The following is a 21,214-nucleotide window of genomic DNA, read 5'->3' as shown; positions in this document are numbered from 1 at the left end:
ACGCACGTCACGATTCGAAGCGAGGAACGGATGCAGCGCTACTTGGCCTATGCACTCAGCATCGCCCTGACCCTGGTTTCGCTGGCGCTGGCCACGCGCTGGCCCGGCTGGATCTGGGGCGTTGCCGGCTTCGGCCTGTTGACCACGCTGGGCACGCTGGACCTGGCGCAGCGACGCAGCACCCTGCGTCGCAACTACCCGATACTCGCGCACTTCCGCTACGGGCTGGAGGCGGTCGGCCCGGAGATGCGCCAGTACTTCATCGAAGGCGATACCGCCGAGGTGCCGTTCTCGCGCCAGCAGCGTTCGTTGGTCTACCAGCGCGCCAAGGGCGTGATGGACGTGGTGCCGTTCGGCAGCCAGCAGGACGCGTATGGCGTCGACTACGAATGGCTGAACCATTCTCTGGCGCCGGTCGAAATCGAATCGCACGACTTCCGCGTCGACGTCGGCACCGCAGGCGGCACCACACAGCCGTATTCGGCCAGCGTGCTGAACATCTCGGCGATGAGCTTCGGCGCGCTGTCGGCCAACGCGATCCGCGCGCTCAACGAAGGCGCGCGCCGCGGCCGTTTCTACCACGACACCGGCGAGGGCTCGATCTCGCCGTACCATCGCGAGAACGGCGGCGACATCGTCTGGCAGGTGGCGTCGGGCTATTTCGGCTGCCGCGACGACAAGGGCCGCTTCGACCCGGAGAAGTTCGCGAACAACGCGCGCGACCCGCAGGTGAAGATGATCGAGGTGAAGCTGTCGCAGGGCGCCAAGCCCGGCCACGGCGGGGTGCTGCCGGCGGCGAAGGTGAGCGCCGAGATCGCGGCCACGCGCGGCGTGCCGATGGGCGTGGACTGCGTGTCGCCGGCGAAGCACTCGGAGTTCTCCACGCCGCTGGGCCTGTTGCAGTTCGTCGCGCGGCTGCGCGATCTGTCCGGCGGCAAGCCGGTCGGTTTCAAGCTGGCGATCGGCCACCCATGGGAATGGTTCGGCATCGCCAAGGCGATGGGCGAAAGCGGGTTATTGCCGGACTTCATCGTCGTCGATGGCGCCGAGGGCGGTACCGGCGCGGCGCCGGCCGAGTTCATCGACCACGTCGGCGTGCCGATGCACGAAGCCTTGATGCTGGTGCACAACACCCTGGTCGGGCTGGACCTGCGCGAGCGCGTGCGCATCGGCGCGGCCGGGCGCATCACCAGCGCCTTCGACATTGCCCGCACGCTGTCGCTGGGCGCGGACTGGTGCAACGTCGCGCGCGGCTTCATGTTCGCCCTGGGCTGTATCCAGTCGCAGAGTTGCCACACCGACAAGTGCCCGACCGGCATCGCCACCCAGAACCCGCGCCGCTGGAAGCACCTCGACGTGGCGGACAAGGCCGCACGCGTGCACCTGTACCACCGGAACACGCTGAAGGCGCTGCGCGACCTGCTCGGCGCGGCCGGGCTGGAGCATCCATCGCAACTGGGTCCGGAGCACATCCTGCGCCGGGTCTCGCCCACCGAAGTGCGCTCGCTGGCGGCGCTGTACCGCTCCGTCGCCCCCGGCGAGCTGTTGGCCGGGATCCCGGACCATGCGGTGTTCCGCGACTTCTGGGCCGAGGCGCGCAGCGACAGTTTCGCGCCGCCGGCGCGGGCTGCGGCCCTGTGCGCCTCGAAGTCGATCTGAAGGCGGCCGGGCGGGTCCGGCCTGGCTGCGGGTTTGACCGGAAACGCCGCTGCCATTACCATTTGCGCCCCGATTCGACCGGGCGATTAGCTCAGCGGTAGAGCACTGCTTTCACACGGCAGGGGTCAGTGGTTCGAAACCACTATCGCCCACCATTGGTTTCAGGTACTTGGGCCACCTTTGCGGGTGGCCTTCGTCTTTCCGCCCCGCGAAGAAGCGGCCGGCGAAGTCCTGCGGGCTGGCTGCAGGGGCGACGGGATTCGACGCGCCGGTCCTGGGCCTGCCATGGAATGGGGGCAGGGGGGGCGTTTCCGCGGTCCTACAGCCGCGTGCGCCTTCGCGGATACGGCCGGATGCGAAGGCGGTGTCCGCAGTTCGCGACGCCAGGCCATTGCCTGCCGAGGCGATGGCTGTAACCCCTTCCGTTGCGCTGGCCGAAGCGGCACCGTGTGCCACCGTGCGCGTGGTGAATTGCGAGCCGTGCCGGGAGCCTGTCCAGGCACGGCATCCCCGGACCGCGACGCGAACCTGGCGCTGCCTCGCCTGTACACAGGCCGCAGTCGCCAATCGACAGTGCGAAACGGACACATCGGCCGCGTACGGCGCGCGGGTCCGTCGATCGGGACGGCAAGGCGCCCATCCCCCCCCTTTTCAGGGGGTGGGATTCAACGGGGGGCTTGGTTCTACTCCACTCTTCTTCGGTGCTTCACATGGTGGCCGGTAACAGGCCGCGTCCGTGCAAGGGGAGAGTGTTCATGTCGTTGATGTCCAAGCTGTTTCCGCTGATTGTCATGACTGCGGCGGGTTGCAATGCCGCGTATGCGGCCAATCCGAACCATCCGGCCGCGGGCCGGGCCTTGAGCCTGATCCAGAATCATCGCGCGGCCATCCGCGCTTCGGCCGACGACCGCTACGTCACCCGCGACGTGATCGTGGATGCCGACGGAACGGAACACGTCCGCTTCGAACGTACCTATGGCGGCCTTCCGGTGATCGGCGGCGATCTGGTCGTGCATTCGCGGAACGGGAAGCTCAGGTCCCTGTCCCTGTCCCAGAAGAAGGTGCTGGGCCTGTCCACCCGTCCCTCGCTCAAGTCGGACGATGCGGTCGTTGTCGCCGGCACGGAATTCGGCTCCGACTTCGCCGGCACGCCGCAGAGCGGGCTGGTGGTGTATGCGCGCGGTCGTGGTGCCGCCCGGCTGGCATGGCAGGTACGCTTGTCCAACGAGGGCGCCGACATGACCTACATCGTCGATGCGCACGGCGGCAGGATCCTCGACAGCTGGAGCAACCGGCATACCGCGGCGGTCACCGGCTCGGCCAAGACCCTGTATTCGGGCAGCGTGTCCCTGGTCACCAACTCGGTTTCCGGCGGTTATGAAATGCGCGATCCGTCGCGCGGCGGCATGCGCACCATCGATGGCTCCAACAGCCGTACCTCGGGCCAGGTCTACAAGGATGCCGACAACGTCTGGGGCAACTTCTCCACGTCCGATCCGGCCACGGTCGTTGGCGACGCGCAGTACGGCGCGGCGGCCACGTGGGACTACTACAAGACGGTACACGGCCGCCTGGGCATCGCCGGCAACGGCAAGGGCAGCTACAGCCGCGTGCATTATGGCCGCCGTTACAGCAACGCCTACTGGAACGACAGCTGCTTCTGCATGACCTACGGCGATGGCGACGGGGTCGTGCTCGGGCCACTGGTTTCGCTCGACATCGCCGGTCACGAGATGAGCCACGGCGTCAACGCCCAGACCGCCAACCTGATCTACTCGGGCGAGTCCGGCGGCCTGAACGAGGCCAACTCGGACATCCTCGGCACCATGGTCGAGTTCCATGCCAACAACGCCCAGGACACGCCGGACTACCTGATCGGCGAACGGGCTTTCCTGGCCAACGTGCCCGGCAGCGCCGATCAGCGCGCCCTGCGCTACATGTTCAACCCGATCGCCGACGGCCGCTCGCCCAACTGCTACTACAGCGGCATCGGAAACCTGGACGTCCATTACTCCTCGGGCGTGGCCAACCGCTTCTTCTACCTGCTGGCCGAGGGCAGCGCCGCCAAGACCTTCAGCGGCGTCAAGCATTACGCGGCGACCTGCAACGGGGCGAGCGTGACCGGCATCGGCCGCGCCAAGGCCGAGAAGATCTGGTACCGCGCCTTGTCCGTGTACTTCACCGCCGACACCGACTATGCCGGCGCGCGCGCGGCCACCATCCAGGCCGCGAAGGACCTGTACGGCGCCACCTCGACGGAAGCGAGTCGGGTTGCCGCCGCCTGGTCCGCGGTCAAGGTGAACTGACCGCACAGGCATCGGACCGACGAAGCCGCAAGGAGCGCCCGCACGGCCGGGCGCTCCTTCGCGCAATACGCCTGTTGACAACAAACACATCCGCCCAGGGGAAGTAATGATCGGCTCTAACCGGAATACTGGCGCGCGCAAGGCGCGCACCCGCGCAACTCCCGAAGTCGCTCCCATCGCCCGAGCCGTGCGCCATGTGCTGGCGGTCTCGGCCACCGTGCTGTCGCTGTCGGTGCCTGCCGTCGGTTTCGCGGGCACCTGCAACTACAACGCCACGACCAACACGTATGCCTGCAATGGCGATTTCGCCCAGGGCATCCCGGAAGGCGCCTTCGTCCCGCCGGCCGACCTGACGGTCGTGCTGGGCGACGAGACGCCCACCAGCGTCATTCCGGCGGCTGGCGAAACCGGCGTGGACGCGTCGTGGGTCGGCGACATCACGATCGTCTCCCACATGGGCACCGGCATCGAAACCAGCGGCGCGGACGGCATCCGGGTTTCCGCCGCCAGCGGATCGGCGACGCTCGCGAACTACGGCAGCATCGCCACCGACGCGACGGCCTACAGTGCCGGGGCGCTGGATATCTATGCGGTTGACGACGTCACGATGGTGAACGGCGGCGATGTCTTCGCCGGCGCCACCAGCGGCTACAACAGCGTTGTCGCCGCCGTCGTGTCCGCGGGCAGCGGCGACATCAGCGTCGACAACCTGGCGGACGGCAGCTTCTCCGCCGGTTCGTTCCACGGCAGCGCCACCGCGCTGTCGGCCGAAGGCAATGGCATCGCGATCAGCAACGACGGCGTGATCAATGCCGACTCGGTCTACGGCAACGCCACCGGCATCGACGCGTACGGCACCGATGTTTCGGTGCAGAACAGCGGGGACGTCAGCGCGAGCGGCTACATGTCCGCGGCCGGCATCAGTGCGTACGGCAAGTACGCCGCCGTGGACAACAGCGGCACCGTCTCGGCCGACGCGGATGCCGACAACGGCAACTGGAACGGCGCCATCGGCGTGCGCGTCGCCGCCTACGACGCCGTGGTCCACAACGGCGAGGGCGGCCTGATCACCGCCTCGAATACGGCGACGAACGACTGGGCCTGGGCGCGCGCCCGCGGCGTCTACGCCACCGGCTTCTTCGATGGCGTGACGGTCGAGAACGAGGGCGACATCCAGGCCTACGCGCGTTCGGACAACGGTCGCGCCAACGCGGATGGCATCTATGCCTTCGGCTACGCCGGCCCGACGACCGTCACCAATGCAGGCGACATCGAGGCCCACGCGGTTTCGGCGAATGGCGGGGCCTATGCCACCGGCATCAACGCGATCGGCTATGCCTCCGGCGACAACGACTCCGTGGTCGTCAATGCCGGCTCGATCCACGCCCAGGCCGACGGTGCGTACGCCTATGCCTTCGGCGCGGTCAACCTGACCCGCCAGCGCTACGGCAGTGGCTACCTCGCCAACGACGGGGATATCCGCGCCGAGGCCACCGGCGGTTACGCCACCGCCACCGGCGCGATGAACCTGGCCCTGCGCTATGGCGACGCGACGGCTGCCAATACCGGCGCCATCGAAGCGATCGCCGATGGAACCTACGGCGCATCGGCGACCGGCCTCTACAACTACGCGCTGGTCTACGACGCCTTCGCCGACAACAGCGGCATGATCGACGCCACGGCCACTGGCGACGTGGCCATCGCCGTCGGCATCTACAACCACGCCGTGATGTATGGCAGCACGACCACCGTCAATTCCGGCGACGTCGGCGTCCATGCCGACGGCGATGCGCTGTTGGCCCGCGCTGCCGGCGTGGTCAGCACGGCCGAGGCGGCCTCCTACCTCACCAACTACGGCAGCATCGACGTCTCGGGCTCTTCCGTGGACGGCGACGCGACCGCAGCCGGCCTCTACGCGCTGAGCTACGAGCTGAGCACCGTGCGCAACTACGGCGATGTTTCCGCCGCCGCGGCGAGCACGAACGGCGACGCCAGCGCCTATGGCACGTTCGCATTCGGCGGATTCTCCGGAATCGGCCTGCTGATCAATGGCGGCGAGCTCGACGCCACGGCGTCGGCCGGCACCGGCGGCTATGCCTACGCAGCCGGCGGCGCGGTGATCGCCGACGTGGCCAGCATCTTCAACGACGTGTCGATGGGCGCCACGGCAAGCGCCGGCGAGGGCGGCATTGCGCTGGCCACGGCCGCGCGCGCCTACGGCCTCAACACCGCGATCTACAGCTACGGCGACCTCAGCGCCACCGCCATGGCCGACGGCGGGACGGCGCAAGCCATCGGCGCCTACAACTTCGGCTATACGAGTGGCGCGTTCTACAACGCCGGCAACATCGCCGTCGACGCCGCCGCGGACGGCGGCATGGCCGCGGCCTACGGTGCCTATTCGGTGGGCGTCTACTACGCCTACGCCGGCAACCTGGGCACGATTTCCGCCGAAGCGACCGGCGACCAGACCGTCGCCATGGGCCTGGTCAACCTGTCCATGCTGGATGCGATCACGGTCAATCAGGGCGACATCTCAGCTGTCGCCGTGGGTGGGCAGGCCGACTACGGGCAAGCGGAAGCCACTGCGTTCGGCATCTACAACATGGCGACGTACTACGCCTCGTCGGTCGACAACAGCGGGACGATCTCGGCGACTGCGCTGGCGCAGGAGGACTTGGCCGGCAGCTATGGCTTTCTGCAGGCCAAGAGCGTCGGTGTCGCCGCGTTCGCGGCCAACAGCTACTGGTACACCGACGTCGTCAATTCCGGCGACATCGCTGCCACTGCCATGACCAGTCAGGGTTATGCAGCGGCTTGGGGCGTGGCCGCCCAGGTGGGCGGAAAGTACGCCGGTGCGCTCACTATCGACAATACCGGCTCGATCCTGGGCTACGCCTCGGCCGACTTCGGCTCGGCAAGCGCCACGGGCGTCTATGCTTACAACCTGTTGGGCGATGTCGGCGTGACGAATTACGGCGACATCGACGCCGTCGCCCGTACCGAGCGCGGCATGCCCGAGCGGTATGCCGACACCTACGCCTATGCGACCGCCGTTGTGGCGGTGAGCCCGTTCGGCTACGGCGACGCAAGCGTGGACAACCACGGCAACATCCGTGCCCATGCCTCTGCCGAACGCGGCATTGTCGGGGCGACGGGCATCCAGGCCTTGGGCAAGTACGCCAATATCACCAACGCAGCAGATGCCAGCATCATCGCCACTGCCGAGACATCGGTGTATGGCGGCGGGTATGCGGCCGGCCTCGTGATGGCCGGGATATACGGCATCGACCTCGTCAACGACGGCCAGATCATCGCTTACGGCCACACCCACGGCCTCTCGGAAGACACCCATACGTTTATCAGCTTCGCCGCCGCCACAGGCGTCTATGCCGGGGCGGACTTCGGGAGCAGTACCTCGATCGCCAACAACGGCACTGTCGATGTCATCGCGATTGCCGAGGACGCCCAGAACTTCTTCAGCGGCCTGGCTAGCGCGACCGGCATCGGGGTGTACTCGCGGGGCGATGTCGCGATCATCAACTCGGGGAACGTCACCGCCTCGGCAGACACCAATCTGGGAGTTGCCATCGCCTACGCCACCGATGTCAAGGCCGGTCAATACGGCAGCTTGGTCAACGAAGCCGATGGAGCCATCGTCGCCCAGGCCTCGTCGGGCAGCCTGCACGGCGACTACAACGGTGGCGTCGCCCATTCCCAGGGCATGAAGATGCGAGGGGCCAGCTACGCCACGATCTACAACGCGGGCACGCTCGTTTCGCATGCCACGGTCACCGCCGACAGTGCGGCGTACGAGCGCCCCGCCATAGCGGGCGCGATAGGCGCTTCCATCGGCTACTACTCCAGCAGCGGGACCAGCGAAATCGTCAACGCAGGCGACATCGAAGCCGTCTCCAGCGCCGATTTCGGCTATGCGATGACCCACGGAACCTATATTCGCGCCCAGTGGAATGCCGACACTGCCAACACCGGCGCCATCCGCGCCAGTGCCACTGCCGTCGAGGGCGATGCCTGGGCGGTTGGCAGCTACGCGTACGCGCTGCACCAGACGGTCACCTACGACTGCGGCTACAAGGACGGCCCCTACGGCCAGTACTACACCTGCGACTGGGCGAACCCGAACCGGGTGACGGATGGTGGCACCACGACCATCGACAACGACGGCCAGATCCGCGTCGCGTCCAGCGCCGAGGGTGGCGTCGCGCACGGCTACGGCGCCGTGGCAATCGGCGCGCTCGAGGCGGGCATCACCAATGCCGGCCACATCAGCGTCGTCGCCGAGGCCGACGACGCGGTAGCGGTCGGCGCGCTCGCCAACAGCTTCTACGGCAGTGCGAGCCTGACGAACGGCGGCGACATCCTTGCCGTCGCCACTGGCCCGACCGCCAACGCCACTGGTGCGAACCTCCTCGCCGAAACCGGCGTCCAGGCCGACAACAGCGGCACGATCATCGCGGCCGCCTACGGCGACGACGCCACGGCCACCGCGGTGTCGATGCAGTCCTACGGCAGCAACGTGCTGACCAACACCGGCACCATCGCCGCCATCGGCGACGGCGCGCGGATCGCCATCTCCTCGAGTGCGGATGCGGCGGCCACGCTGGTCAACCGCGGTTCGCTCACGGGCGCGGTCGTCACCGGCGGCCTCGACGACACCCTGGAGAACGCGGCCGGCGCCACCTGGCGCGTCGTCGGCGAGTCGGACTTCGGCGATGGCAACGACTACGTCGTCAACAGCGGCACGATCCTCATGGACGACGCCTCGATCCTGATGGGCGCCGAAGTGGTCGATGCGGCTGCCGCCGACTTCGCGGCGTTCGCGGTTCCCGGCATCGATGCGTTCGCCAACAACGGCACGATCGTCGTGAATGGCGCCGACAACGCCATCGACGCCAACGGCGGCGCGTTCTACAACAACGGCGTGATCAGCTTCGTCGACGGCGCACCCGACGACGTGCTGACCATTACCGGCGACTTCTCCGGCGACGGCGCCATCAACCTGGACGTCAGCGGCCTGAACCAGGCCAGCGACCAGCTGTACGTCGACGGCAGCATCATCGAGCCGACGACGCAGACGCTGAACGTGAACCTGCTCGACCTGCCGACCGCGCCGAACATCGACGTTCCGCTGATCGCCACGAGCGGCACGCTCGCCGGCGACTTCGTGCTGGGCGGCGTGCGGTTCGCGCAGGACGGCTTCGTCACCATGGACTTCGGCCTGAACGTGTCCGACGACTCGGTGTCGCTGGGCGTGGACGTCGTCGGCCTGAACGCCACGGGTTCGCTCGCCGCGGTCGTCGCGCCGGGCGTGCAGAGCCTGGTCAACGCCCAGGTCGGCACTTTCCGCCAGCGCATGGGCGTGGTGCCGGAAGCGGGCCAGGCCGGGGTGGGGCCGTGGATGCGCCTGTTCACCGACAGCGGCGACGTGGACGCGCGCTACAGCGGCAATTTCGGTGCGGGCGGACTCGGCTTCCACCAGTCGAACCATGGCTGGGAAGCGGGCATCGACACCCGTCCGTCCGAGCACATCGCCTTCGGCGCATTCATCGGCAAGTCGGATGGCAGCCAACGCCTGCAGGGCGCGGGCAGCAACCGCCTCGACGGCAGCACCTTCGGCCTGTACGGCACCTGGTTCGGCGGCCACGGCGCCTATGTCGACGTGTCGCACCGCTGGACCGGCGTCGATGCGCGCCTGCGCTCGGCCTTGGGCGCGCACACGACCAAGGCGTCGGCGCAGTCGTTCAACGTGGAGGGCGGCTTCACCGCCTGGACGTCGACGGGCGGGCTCAACGTCGTGCCGCAGCTGCAGTACACCCACACCCGCATCGGCGACATCCGCACGCTGCACGCCAGCCAGGCGGAATTCGCCAACGATGGCGGCGTGTCCTCGCGCGCCCGGTTGGGCGTGGCCCTCGACCGGACGTTCCAGGGCGGCGGCTTCACCCTGATCCCGTATGGCTCGTTCAACGTCGTGCGCGAGTTCGACGGCGACTTCGACCATGCGGTCAACGGCGGCATCCAGGGCACGACCAGCACCGACGGCACCAGTGCCATGGTCGAGTTGGGCCTGGGCGCCCGCAAGGGCCGGTTGTCGGTCGCCGGCGGCGCGAACTGGATGGATGGCGGTGCGGTGGACAGCGTCACCGGCGCGCAGCTGACGGTGCGCTACAGCTGGTAAGCGGGTAGATCGGCCGGCCGGATTTTTTCCGCCGGCCGACCGGCGGCACGCCAACGCGTGGCTCCGGAGGAGTAGCCTCCGGAGCGCGCGTCGGTGGTGCCGGCGAATTTCAGCAAGTTGCGGTCGGGATCCCGGCCGGGTTCGAGGAGTGGCAGTAAGTGGCAAAGAAGAAAGCTCCCGGCACGAGCGCCGGGGAAACCAGCAGCCAGGTTGCCGGCGAGCCGGGGCAGGAAGCGGCCGAACCGATCCTGCAGACGGTGGAGCCTCCGCCTCCGGCGGCGCCCGCGGCGCCGCAGGCGAAGGCCGCCAAGCCGCCGCTGGACCTGATGAAACTCAAGGTCGAGAAGTCCTGTTCGCGCGGCTTGGCCGGCTGGCTCGCCGCCAACCGGATCTCGCTGGCCATCTCGTCCTACCAGAGCGGGCGCCTGTATCTGGTCGGCAGCGACCGGCAGGGGCGGGTGTCGTTCTTCGAGCGCATTTTCGAGCGCGCGATGGGCGTGGTCGGCAACGCCCAGCGAATCTACCTCGGAGGCCTCTACCAGTTGTGGCGTTTCGAAAACGTGCTGCGCCCGAACGAGGTGATCCACCAGCAGTTCGACAAGTGCTACGTGCCGCGCAACGCCCAGACCATCGGCGACCTCGACATCCACGAGCTGGGCATCCGCAGGAACGGCAAGGTGGTGTTCGTCAACACCAAGTATTCGTGCCTGGCCGAGCTGAGCCAGACCCACAGCTTCAAGGCGATCTGGAAGCCGGACTTCATCAGCAAGCTGGCGCCCGAAGACCGCTGCCACCTCAACGGCCTGGCGATGGTCGACGGCGAGCCGCGCTACGTCACCGCGGTCTGCAGGAGCGACACCGTCGATGGCTGGCGCGACCGGCGCCACGACGGCGGCGTGGTGATCGACATCACCACCAACGAGATCGTGTGCGAAGGCCTGTCGATGCCGCATTCGCCGCGCTGGGCGAACGGCAAGCTGTGGGTGCTCAATGCCGGCACCGGCCACCTGGGCTGGGTCGATTTCGAGACGAAGAAGTTCGTGCCGCTGGCGTTCGTGCCGGGCTTCGCGCGCGGCCTGTCGATCATCGGCAACGTCGCCGCGGTCGGACTGTCGAAGCCGCGCAACCAGCGCTTCGAGGGCCTGCAGCTCGACGAGGAGCTGAGCAAGCGCGACGCCGAGCCGTGGTGCGGCGTGCAGATCATCTCGCTGGCCAATGGCGACGTGAGCAACTGGATCCGCTTCGAGGGCGACATCAGCGAGATCTTCGACATCTGCTTCCTGCCCAACGTCCGCAATCCGATGGTGGTGGGGCTGCGCACGCCGGAAATCCGCGAGCTCATCACCTTCGAAACCGAGCTTGGCGCGGAGGCCGTGACCGCATGAGGACGAACACGTTCACCGCGACCGTCGCCGGACTGCTCATGGCAGCGGCCGCTGCTGCGCAGGCCGCGGTTCCCGCTGCGGGTACGCAGCCGCAGGCCGGGACCGGGGCCATCTTCGCCGCGCTCGACACCAACAAGGACGGCACGCTGTCGCGGCAGGAATTCCAGGCCGGCTATCCGGGTCTGGCGCGCGCGATCGCGCTCGAGTTGCGCCTGCGCGAGCAGTTCCAGGCGCTGGATGCCGACCATAGCGGCGCGATCGAGGCCGGCGAGTACGCCAACCTGGAACTGGTCAGGCGCGCGGGCAAGTCCGCGCCGGCGCTGGCGGGATTCGATGCCAACCACGACCAGAAGCTGGAATTCGCCGAGTACGTGGTGGCCGTGCGCCGGCTGGCCGCCCGGGCCGCAGCCGGGAAGAAGTGATTGGGCGGAGGGGCTTCGCCGAAGCCCGCCGCCGTCAGGGGATTGCCGAATTGAACACAGAAGTGCCGTTCGAAATCATTCCGGTCTGGAAGCAGGTCGATGCCGGACTCACGGCCGAGCTGGTCGAGCTGTGGGGACGTACCAACGCCGTGCCCGATCCCGAAAGGGCGGCGATACGCGCACGCCAGGCGGTATGCGTCGCCCGCAGCGGCGATGGCGCGCTCTGCGGCGTCGGCACGGCAGTCCTGAGCTTTCCCCGGCGCCTGCGCCAGCCGTTGTACTACTACCGGCAGTTCTTCGCCCCGGAATTCCGCGGGCACAAGCAGGCGGTTCCCTTCTTCAACCGCGCGCGGCAGGTGCTGCAGGACTACACCGCCGCGCAGGCGACGCCGGAGAGCATAGGCGTTCTGCTGGAGTTGGAGAACCAGCTGCTATCGGCGCGCTATACCCGCGCATTCGAGCCCGCGGCCGATTCGGCCTTCATCGGCTATTCGCCGAGGGGCCTGCAGCTGCGGGTGTCCTATTTCGAAGGGGCGACACTGCATCCATTGCCGCCCCGGCCACGGCCCGGCGCACCCGCATGACGCCGGAAGGGCGTGCCGGCCGTCAGTGCCGCACCAGGCCAAGCAGGCGCGCGCGGTCGATCGCATGCCGGCGATTTCCCGCGGAGAGCTTGCCGAAGATGTTCTTGAGGTGCCATTTCACGGTTTCGTCGCTGATGCTCATGTGATTCGCGATCAGCTTGTTGGGCAGGCCCTGGGCCAGGAGCTGGAGGACATTCGCTTCTTTCGCGGTGAGCAAGCCGTGGCCGGATGACGCCGGGGCCGGGGTGGCCGTGGCGCCGCGATTGGCCGACGCCGGGAGAGACGGCGCGCCGGCTCCCTCGGGCCCATCCGGATGGCGCAGTTCGCGGGCCATCCGGGCGGCCAGCGGATGAGTGTCTTCCGCCAGCCTGGCGATGCCCCCGATATCCGCTAGCCCCAGCGCCTCCGCCAGCAGGGGCAGCGCATCGGCGGACTCGAGTTGCCTCGACACGACGGCCCGAAGCGCCTTGATCGTCAATGCCTCGCGCCCGCAATTGAGCCTGTCCGCAATGGCGGCGGCCGCTTCCAGCTGCAGCCGGGAGGCATCGGGGTCCTTCCGGGCCAGTGCGATGTATGCCTGCGACATGCGCGAGGCCAGCTGGTGCTGCGCAAGGAACGGCTGGAATTCGCGCGACTGGAAGCGGGGCGAAAGTTCATCGAGCGCGCAGGCGAGCTTGGCCGCGGTTTCGATGCGCGCGCGCATCGCGTGGATCCGGATCCGGTCCGCAAGGCTGTGCATGCACAGGCGGGGCATGTTGCGGCCCTTGCCGATCGCATGCAGGCTCGAGAGCAGATTGAGGGCGCGCCGGTCGTCGCCCTGGCGCATCGCGATGCGGGCGAGGGCGCGATACGCGGCAAGGATCGTGTCGGGGAAGCCCGACCGCTCGACGACGTCGAGTCGATTCGCCATCAGCATCAGCGCGGCCTGGGGCCGGTCGCGCTCGGTCTGTACCGCGGTCAGAACGGCGGCGAGGATGCAGGAAATCATGCCGCGGCGGCCTTCTTCCCTTTCGGCTTGGGCGAGGGCTTCTTCGAGCCCTTCTTCCGCCAGGCAGGCATTGCCGTCCCATAGATGGCTCAGGCACGACATGGCCCGGCCGAGCGCGGCGGCCAGCCGGAGCGACCCGGACGATCCGAGGGCCGACCACCGGGCCAGCAGTTCGCGTACGTGCCCACTGGCGCCGGCATGCAATGCGACGAGCGCCTGCGCGTTCAATGGCGCCGCCTTGTAGAGAGGGTCGTCCGCTTGGTCGGGCGCGTCCGGCCAAGCCTCGATGATCCCCGGCAGCAATCCCACGCGATCGGAATACGCGGCCGCTCCGCCCGCCACCCTGAGGGCGGTCATGCGCAATTGCGGGACGGTTTCCGGATCCTCGGCAACGCCGCGCGCGACACTCATTGCGGCTTCGTTCCGTTCGCCCAATGCGTCCAGCCAGGCCGCCTCGAGCCTGAGCCGGGTGTCCGCGGCGAGGATGAGGGAGGGAATGCGTTCCACCAATTCCCGCGCTTCGGCCAGCCTTCCCTGGGTCCCCAGCGCCCAGAGGGAGCGCGCCACGCAGGCATGCGCGAGCGGTTCGTCCCCGGACGCAAACGCATGGCGCGCCGCGCTGTCGAATCGACCGTGGTCGGCAAGCCAGCGGGAGGCGCGGGCATGGGTTTCGATCTGCTCCCGCTGCGGGAGCTGCTTGAACCTGTCGTGCAGGAAATCGCGGACCAGCGGATGCAATACCAGCGAATCGTCCTCGCCGAGGACCGTCGTGGGCACTTCATCGACGACCTGCCGGATCAGCGGGCCGCACGGACCGGCAACGGCCTCGCAAAGGCCCGGGTTGATATGGTCGAGAACGGAAATCCGGACGAGGAAAGACGCCAACGGCTCGCGAAGCCGGGAAAACATGGACCTGACCAGGTATTCCTGAAGGTTGCCGTGCCTGGTCGACAGCGACCTGACGGCGTCGGCCATGTCCGGTTGGTGCTCGACCGCCGAGATGGCCAATTGCAACCCGATGGGCCAGCCTTGGGTGATTTCGTGCAGATGCACCTGTTCGTTCGCGCCCGCTTTCCGCCCAAGACGCCGCTTGATGACTTCCAGGGATTCTTCCAGGCGAAGGCGGAGGTCTTCGTGGTTGAGAATGGCCAGATGGCCCTTGGCGGCCGATTCCGTGGCGCTGATGGGGAGCGGCTTCCGGGAGCCGATGAGCAGGCGGAAGTTGGCCGGCGCATTCAGGAAGAGGTACTGGACCAGTTCGTGCGTCGCCTCGGGCAGCCGTTCCGCGTCGTCGATGACGAGCACGGTTTCGCTGTCCGAGCGGGCGATCTCGGCCAGCGCCCCCGTCATGGCCTCGATTTCCTGGCCGGGCCTGCTGCCGTACATCGTCGCCAGCGAATCGAAGGGAGCGGAGTCGGGCGCGTGTGCATGCGCCAGCGCATGGAGCAGGATCGAGGTGAACCTCGCGGGGTCGTCCTCGGCGTCGGCGCCAAGCCAGGCGACCGTGGCATTCCGGTTCGACCACAGTTGCCGCCATTGCAGCAGGAGCGTGGTCTTGCCGAAGCCCGCGGGGGCGATCACCGCAACGGCGCTGCGATCGGCGAGATCTTTCCAGCGCTGGGTCAGCCGCTCGCGCTTGAGCGAGGATTCAGGCAGTCGCGGCGGAGCCGTTTTCAGGACGGCGTCGAATTCTAGCATCGCTGATGAGGCATGACTGATTCAGAAAGTAAGGGCGACACCGGCGATCTGTTGCATGGATGATGATACGGCGAACGAAGGGCGATGGAAACGAAGGGCAGGGCGCGAGGAAGGGTGATCGGTGGAGCGCGCCCTATGAAGAAAGGCCACCGTGCCTCTCTTTGGCGCGCCGGCGGTATTCGGTGGGAGTCACTCCAATGGCGCGCCGGAAGGCGCGGCCGAAGTTCGCCGAATCGCTGAAGCCAAGCCGCACGGCGATCTGCGAAACGGTGGTGTCGGAGCCCAGAAGCAGTTCGCAGGCGCGCTCGAAGCGCACCTGCTGCAGGAGTTCCCGGAAGCTCAGGTTCTCCCGCCGCAAATAGCGGTCGATGGTACGCGGGGAAACCCTGTTGCTCTGGGCAATGCTCTCCAGCGTCGGCGCCTGCCCGTCGGACTGCCGGATCATCATGCGCAAGTATTCGACCCAGTCCTGGCTGGTGCTGCGTGGCCGCTGGCCCATGGCCTCGCAACGCCGGTCGATTTCCCGCATCTGGTGGACGTCGGCGAACGGCAATGGGTGGTCGAGGACGTCCGGTCCCATGACCACGCGCACGCTGGGCAGGGAGCCCTCGTCGAAATGGAACCGCGTCGGCGCCAATGCGCGATAGCGCGCGATGTGCGGAGGCGGCGGCATCGATACGAAGATGTCGAGTCCGCCGCCGCTGCCGCCCAGCATCGAGCGCAGCTGGTTGTCGTGCGCGACCGCCAGGGTCTCCAGGTAGAAGCGCAGCATCTCCAGCGGCATCGCGATCGTCGGTGCGTAGACCACTTCGCCCGCGCCCGCCGGCTCGCGCTGGTAGCGAAAGGAGAAGGTCTCGGTCATGAGGTGGTAGTGCCGCATCACCAGGCGCATCACCTCGTCGATGTTCCGGCAGCTGAGCATGCCGTAGCCGAGCAGGTCGTGCGAGGTCATCTTTATCAGCCGGCCGAGCTCGAAGCCGAGATCGCTGTGGCCCGTCAGCTGGCGCGCGCTGGCGATGAAAGCCTCCACTTCCATCGGTTCCAGCGCGGCGTCGCGCTGGTCGAACTTTGCGCTGGCGATGTCCGCCATGCGCAGCAGGGCGACCGTATCGACTCCATGGGCCTGGAGCCAATCGCGAAGCAGGACCAGGTACCGGACTGGAACCCTGCGCGCTGTGTTCATGGCGGTCTCCCCCTTGCTTGTCCGGAACTTCGCGGCTGTCGAGAACTGACAGGAAGATGTCGTTACCGGACCTCGCGCAACTCCGATGCTTCCGCTGACCATGGTACTACCGGTGTATCCCGGCCCGGGTTTTCCCGGAAAGACATAGCCCGCTGCCGGCGGATTCTAGTCGGCGGCAGCCACGCATGCCACAGGAGGGATTCATGTATCACGAGCAGGTCCATGTTTCGGTAATGGACGACGAAGCGCTGCCCTGGGTGCCCTTCGCGCCCTATACGAACGACGTCTACCTGAAGTATTTCAAGCTCGATCCGATCCGCGGCGAGATGATCGTGCTGATGAAGGCGCCAGCGGGCATGGAACTGCCGCGCCACCACCATTCTGGCACCGTCATCGTCTACACGATCGAGGGACGCTGGAAGTACAAGGAGCACGACTGGATCGCCGGCCCGGGCAGCGTCGTGTTCGAAACCGCCGCGTCCAGCCACACGCCGGAAGCGGTCGGCGACGAAGGCCAGGTCGTCGTGCTGAACATCGTGGTGGGCGACCTGATCTTCCTCGATGCGAACGGCCAGGTGCTGGCCATCGAAAACTGGAAGACCGGGCTGCAGCGCTATCTGTCCTACTGCGAGCAGGCCGGCATCACGCCCCGGGACCTGACGGCTTTTGGCTGAGGCCGCAGGCATGCGCAGGGGAGAGTGCGCGGGCTGGGTCCTCGTGACGGGAGCCGCTTCCGGCATCGGTCGCGCCACGGCCCTGGCGTTCGCCAGGGCCGGCGCCAACCTCGTGCTGGTCGACATCGACGATCGGGCGCTGCAGAAGGCGTGCGACGAGGTGCTGGCGCTGGGGCGGGATTGCGCCACCCGGGTCGTGAACGTTGCCGATGCGAAGGCGATGGCGGATCTGGCCCGGTGGGTGCGCAGCGAAATCCGCATCCCGGCGCTGGATGTGCTGGTCAACAATGCCGGCATCGGCTACCTCGGCTCGTTCATGGACACGCCGGTCGAGGCCTGGGAAAGGGTGTTGCAGGTCAACCTCATGGGCGTGGTGAACGGTTGTCGCGCCTTCTTGCCCGACATGGTCGGCGCAGGGGGAGAGCGCCGCATCGTCAACGTCGCGTCGCTGGCCGGATTGGTGGCTGCGCCCAACATGAGCGCGTACGCCGCGGTGAAGCATGCGGTGGTGGGCCTGGGCGAAAGCCTGTGCCTCGAGCTGAAGCTCAAGGGTGCGCAGGTCGGGGTGACGACGGTCTGCCCCGGCATCATCAATACCCAGATCACGAAGGCCCGCGCCAGTGTCGCCGCGTCGATCGGCGATGCGCAGTACGAGCGCCTCACGGCGTACTACGCGAAGCAGGGCGGCCGGCCCGACGTGGTCGCCGATGCGATCGTGCGCGGCGTGCGACAGCGGCGCGAGCTCGTGCTGGTCGGCCCATTCGCGGCTCCCCTCTACTACTTGCGTCGCTGCTCGCGACGACTGGCGCAGCGCCTGATGTTGCAGGACGCGCGCCGCGTCGGCTTCGTCTGATTCCGGAACCCCACACCGGCTCCGCTACAAAACAACCACAGGAGTTCCCGTGATCCCCAACGATCGCCATTTGCGTTTCCCGAAGATCCATCGCCTGTCGCTCGCGGCGGCCATCGCCCTGTCGTTCGCTCCCGCGGCGCAGGCTGCCGAGATCGGCACCGGCAACCCGGATGTCGTGGTGCGCTGGGACAACACCATCCGCTACAACCTCGGCATCCGCACCGAGAAGCAGGACGGCGCGATCCTGGCCAATCCGAACTACGACGACGGCGACCGCAATTTCGATCGCAACAGCCTCGTGGCCAATCGCCTGGACCTGCTCAGCGAATTCGACGTGACGGTCCGCGACAGCTTCGGCTTCCGCGTCAGCGGCACCGCCTGGTACGACCATGCCTACCAATCGCTGGACAACCGCAACGCCGCCACGGCCAATACCCTGGATGACGGCGGCGCTCCGGTCGCCGGCGAACTGTCGTCTTATGCCGACCGCTATGCGCGCGGCGCTTCGGGCGAACTGCTGGACGCGTTCGTATTCGCGCACGGCGACATCGGCAGCGTGCCGGTCAGCCTGCGCGCAGGCCGCCACACCGCGTACTGGGGCGAGAGCCTGTTCGGTGGCGGCGCCATCCACGGCATCTCCTACGGCCAGTACTCGCTCGACCTGTGGAAGGCGCTGGCCACGCCCGGCATCGAGGCGAAGGAACTGTTCCGCCCGCGCACGTCGGTGACGCTGCAGGTGCAGCCGACGACGCAGCTCACCATCGGCCTGCAGGCCTTCTTCGACTGGGAAGAAGCCCGCTATCCGGAATCGGGCAGCTACCTGACGGTCAACGACGCGCTGCTGCGCGGCGGCGACTCGCTGGTCATCGGCCCTGGCCAGCGCCTGCTGGCGGGCGATATCCACGAGCCGAAGAAGCACGGCGACTGGGGCCTGATGGCGCGCTGGAGCCCGGAATGGCTGGGTGGCGGCACCACCGGCCTGTACGTGCGTCGCGCCACGGACATCCAGCCGCAGCTGACGGTGACGCCGGCGGTGGCGGCCGTGCCCGCCGCGACGTGCAGCGCCGTCGGCCTGACGCCGCTGGCTCCCAACACCTGCTACATCAACCCGGCGGCGGCCAGCGTGCCGCAGATCCTCGCCGGCCAGGTCGGCCGCTACGACGTCTACTTCGGCCAGGACATCGACATCTACGGCTGGAGCCTGAGCAGGCAGGTCGGCTCGCTGAGCCTGGGCGCCGAACTGAGCTATCGCCGCAACATGCCGCTGCAGAGCGTGCCGGTGACCGTGCTTCCCGCGCCGCTGGTCAATCGCGCCGCCGGCCAGGTCGCCATCGACGACCTCGACGGCAACGCGCCCGGTGCGCGCGGCAACACGCTGCACGGCGTGGTGAACCTGCTGGGCCTGGTTTCCGAAACGCCGCTGTTCGACTCCGCGTCGTGGGGCGCCGAACTGGCGTGGAACCGCTGGGACAAGGTCACGCACAACCCGGGCGCGTTCAAGGGGTCGGCTGCGTATCGCGGCAATCCGGCGAACATCGACGCGGTCAGCAAGGACTACTTCGGCATCAACCTGACCTTTACGCCCACCTGGTACCAGGTCATGCCAGGCGTGGACCTGTCCATGCCGACCGCGTGGTCGGCGGGCCTGTCGGGCAACTCGGCCGTGCTGTCGGGCGGCAACGAGCAGGCGGGTTCCTTCTCGGTCGGTATCGCCGCCGACATCCAGGCGCGCCACAACGTCGCGTTGCGCTATGTCGGCTTCTACGGCGACTACACCCGTACGGCATCGGGCGCGATGAACGTGCCCAACGGCACCAACGCGGTGCTGTCGGATCGCGACCATGTGCTGCTGACCTACAAGACCACGTTCTGATCGAACCGCGGAGAGACGAAATGAACCAATTCCGATACCTGTGCGCCGGCCTGCTGGCCGCGCTCGCCTCCGGCAGCGCCCTGGCCGCCGTGAGCGCCGACGAAGCCCAGCGGCTGGGCACCACGCTGACCGCCGTCGGCGCGGAGAAGGCGGGCAACGCCGAGGGCACCATTCCCGCCTACGAGGGCGGACTCGCCCGCGCGCCGGCGGGTTACAAGGCCGGCTCCGGCGTACGCCCCGATCCCTGGGCGGGCGAGAAGCCGCTGTATTCGGTCCACGCGGCCGATCTGGCGAAGTACGCGAAGTTCCTGACCGCCGGAACGCAGGAGATGCTGCGCCGCTATCCCAAGACCATGCGCGTCGACGTCTATCCGACGCATCGCTCGATGGCGTTCCCGGACTTCGTGCTGGCCAACACGCGCAGGAACGCCGAATCGGTGAGCACCACCGACGGCGGCCTGGGCCTGCAGGGCACGTACGCGGGCTTCCCGTTCCCGATCCCGAAGACGGGCCAGGAAGTGATGTGGAACCACCTGCTGCGTTTCAACGGATCGACGTACTTCACCAAGTACGACTCGATCAACGTGAATCCGGCGGGCAAGGCGGTGCTGGCCACGACCGGCGAGATCTACGTCGACTATCCGTACTACGCGCCGGATCGCAAGGGACAGTCCGCGCCGAACGACGTCTACTTCCGCACCAAGATCGCCTACACGGCGCCGGCGCGCCGCGCGGGCGAAGCGCTGCTGGCGCAGGACTACATCAACCCGACGAAGTTCGGCCGCAAGGCCTGGCAGTACCTGCCGGGCCAGCGCCGGGTCAAGCTCGCGCCGGAAATCGCCTACGACACGCCCAACCCGGGCGCGATGGGCCGTTCGACCTACGACGAAGCGTGGGTGTTCAACGGCGCCATGGACCGCTACGACTGGAAGCTGCTGGGCAAGCGCGAAATGCTGATCCCCTACAACAGCTTCAAGCTGGTCTACGCCAAGGATCCGTACGCGGCGACCACGCCGGGCCACGTCAATCCCGATAACGTGCGCTGGGAACTGCATCGCGTGTGGGTGGTCGAGGCCACGCTGAAGCCGGGCAAGCGCCACATCTACGCCAAGCGCGTGTTCTACATCGACGAGGATTCGTGGATCGCGGTGGCCTCCGACCAGTACGACGCCCGCGGGCAGCTGTTCCGTTCCGGCTTCGTCTACACCAATCCGTCGTATGACCTGCCGGCGCCGTCGGCGTCCGCGCAGTCGTTCCACGACTTCATCGGCGGCGGCTACAACATCACCGGCCTGCTGGGCGCCTACGACGTCGGCCTGAAGTTCATCAAGCCGCTGTCGAACTCGGCCTGGACGCCGGACGGATTGGCGGGAGCCGGCATCCGGTGATC

The 21,214-nt window shown here is 67.6% G+C and carries 12 protein-coding genes and 1 tRNA gene; 11 read left to right on the top strand and 2 right to left on the bottom strand.

Annotated elements, in window-relative coordinates:
* Positions 1-30: 30 nt before the first annotated feature.
* From CSC71_RS11460 to CSC71_RS11430, 7 genes are all read left to right on the top strand, one after another.
* Positions 31-1,659 (top strand): FMN-binding glutamate synthase family protein, encoded by a 1,629-nt coding sequence (locus CSC71_RS11460; protein ID WP_162374514.1) that lies wholly within the window; start codon positions 31-33, stop codon positions 1,657-1,659.
* Positions 1,660-1,739: 80 nt separating this feature from the next.
* A tRNA-Val gene (locus CSC71_RS11455) sits at positions 1,740-1,814 on the top strand.
* A gap of 609 nt (positions 1,815-2,423) precedes the next feature.
* Complete coding sequence (locus CSC71_RS11450; protein WP_162374534.1) at positions 2,424-3,965, top strand: M4 family metallopeptidase; 1,542 nt, start codon at positions 2,424-2,426, stop codon at positions 3,963-3,965.
* A 187-nt stretch (positions 3,966-4,152) separates the two neighbouring features.
* Positions 4,153-10,164 carry a hypothetical protein gene (locus tag CSC71_RS11445; protein WP_162374513.1) on the top strand — a complete coding sequence of 2,004 codons (6,012 nt, stop codon included), beginning with the start codon at positions 4,153-4,155 and terminating at the stop codon, positions 10,162-10,164.
* A gap of 158 nt (positions 10,165-10,322) precedes the next feature.
* Complete coding sequence (locus tag CSC71_RS11440; RefSeq protein ID WP_162374512.1) at positions 10,323-11,549, top strand: TIGR03032 family protein; 1,227 nt, start codon at positions 10,323-10,325, stop codon at positions 11,547-11,549.
* Positions 11,546-11,971, top strand: a complete 426-nt coding sequence (locus tag CSC71_RS11435; protein WP_162374511.1) for an EF-hand domain-containing protein — start codon at positions 11,546-11,548, stop codon at positions 11,969-11,971. Before CSC71_RS11440 ends, CSC71_RS11435 begins: the two co-directional genes overlap by 4 nt.
* Positions 11,972-12,021: 50 nt before the next feature.
* Entirely contained in the window at positions 12,022-12,555 is a 534-nt protein-coding gene (locus tag CSC71_RS11430) for a hypothetical protein (RefSeq protein WP_162374510.1), read from the top strand.
* 22 nt (positions 12,556-12,577) lie between these two features.
* On the opposite strand, the gene CSC71_RS11425 is transcribed toward CSC71_RS11430, so the two are convergent.
* Positions 12,578-15,241, bottom strand: coding sequence for a LuxR C-terminal-related transcriptional regulator (locus CSC71_RS11425; protein WP_162374509.1), 2,664 nt, complete (start codon positions 15,239-15,241; stop codon positions 12,578-12,580).
* 133 nt (positions 15,242-15,374) lie between these two features.
* Positions 15,375-16,424, bottom strand: a complete 1,050-nt coding sequence (locus CSC71_RS11420; protein ID WP_162374508.1) for a helix-turn-helix domain-containing protein — start codon at positions 16,422-16,424, stop codon at positions 15,375-15,377.
* 203 nt (positions 16,425-16,627) lie between these two features.
* On the opposite strand from CSC71_RS11420, the gene CSC71_RS11415 reads away from it, so the two are divergent.
* From CSC71_RS11415 to CSC71_RS11400, 4 genes are read left to right on the top strand one after another with little or no spacing between them, the layout of a single operon-like run.
* A complete protein-coding gene (locus CSC71_RS11415) occupies positions 16,628-17,098 on the top strand; it encodes a 2,4'-dihydroxyacetophenone dioxygenase family protein (protein WP_162374507.1) in 471 nt (156 codons plus the stop codon).
* A 10-nt stretch (positions 17,099-17,108) separates the two neighbouring features.
* Positions 17,109-17,951, top strand: coding sequence for an SDR family NAD(P)-dependent oxidoreductase (locus CSC71_RS11410; RefSeq protein ID WP_162374506.1), 843 nt, complete (start codon positions 17,109-17,111; stop codon positions 17,949-17,951).
* Positions 17,952-18,000: 49 nt separating this feature from the next.
* A complete protein-coding gene (locus tag CSC71_RS11405; protein ID WP_162374505.1) occupies positions 18,001-19,824 on the top strand; it encodes a DUF1302 domain-containing protein in 1,824 nt (607 codons plus the stop codon).
* Between the two features lie 20 nt (positions 19,825-19,844).
* The gene (locus CSC71_RS11400; RefSeq protein ID WP_162374504.1) at positions 19,845-21,212 is read left to right on the top strand and encodes a DUF1329 domain-containing protein; all 1,368 of its coding nucleotides are present in this window, start codon (positions 19,845-19,847) and stop codon (positions 21,210-21,212) included.
* Positions 21,213-21,214: the final 2 nt, after the last annotated feature.

This window comes from Pseudoxanthomonas sangjuensis (assembly GCF_010211755.1).
In the GTDB taxonomy this organism is placed as follows: domain Bacteria; phylum Pseudomonadota; class Gammaproteobacteria; order Xanthomonadales; family Xanthomonadaceae; genus Pseudoxanthomonas_A; species Pseudoxanthomonas_A sangjuensis.
This window is presented reverse-complemented; position numbering and strand designations above follow the sequence as displayed.

Excerpts from the sequence above, each read along its gene's own strand:
- CSC71_RS11420 (WP_162374508.1), bottom strand. The coding sequence starts at position 16,424 with ATGAACACAGCGCGCAGGGTTCCAGTCCGGTACCTGGTCCTGCTTCGC.
- CSC71_RS11400 (WP_162374504.1), top strand. The coding sequence starts at position 19,845 with ATGAACCAATTCCGATACCTGTGCGCCGGCCTGCTGGCCGCGCTCGCC.
- CSC71_RS11450 (WP_162374534.1), top strand. The coding sequence starts at position 2,424 with ATGTCCAAGCTGTTTCCGCTGATTGTCATGACTGCGGCGGGTTGCAAT.
- CSC71_RS11410 (WP_162374506.1), top strand. The coding sequence starts at position 17,109 with ATGCGCAGGGGAGAGTGCGCGGGCTGGGTCCTCGTGACGGGAGCCGCT.
- CSC71_RS11415 (WP_162374507.1), top strand. The coding sequence starts at position 16,628 with ATGTATCACGAGCAGGTCCATGTTTCGGTAATGGACGACGAAGCGCTG.
- CSC71_RS11460 (WP_162374514.1), top strand. The coding sequence starts at position 31 with ATGCAGCGCTACTTGGCCTATGCACTCAGCATCGCCCTGACCCTGGTT.
- CSC71_RS11435 (WP_162374511.1), top strand. The coding sequence starts at position 11,546 with ATGAGGACGAACACGTTCACCGCGACCGTCGCCGGACTGCTCATGGCA.
- CSC71_RS11425 (WP_162374509.1), bottom strand. The coding sequence starts at position 15,241 with ATGCTAGAATTCGACGCCGTCCTGAAAACGGCTCCGCCGCGACTGCCT.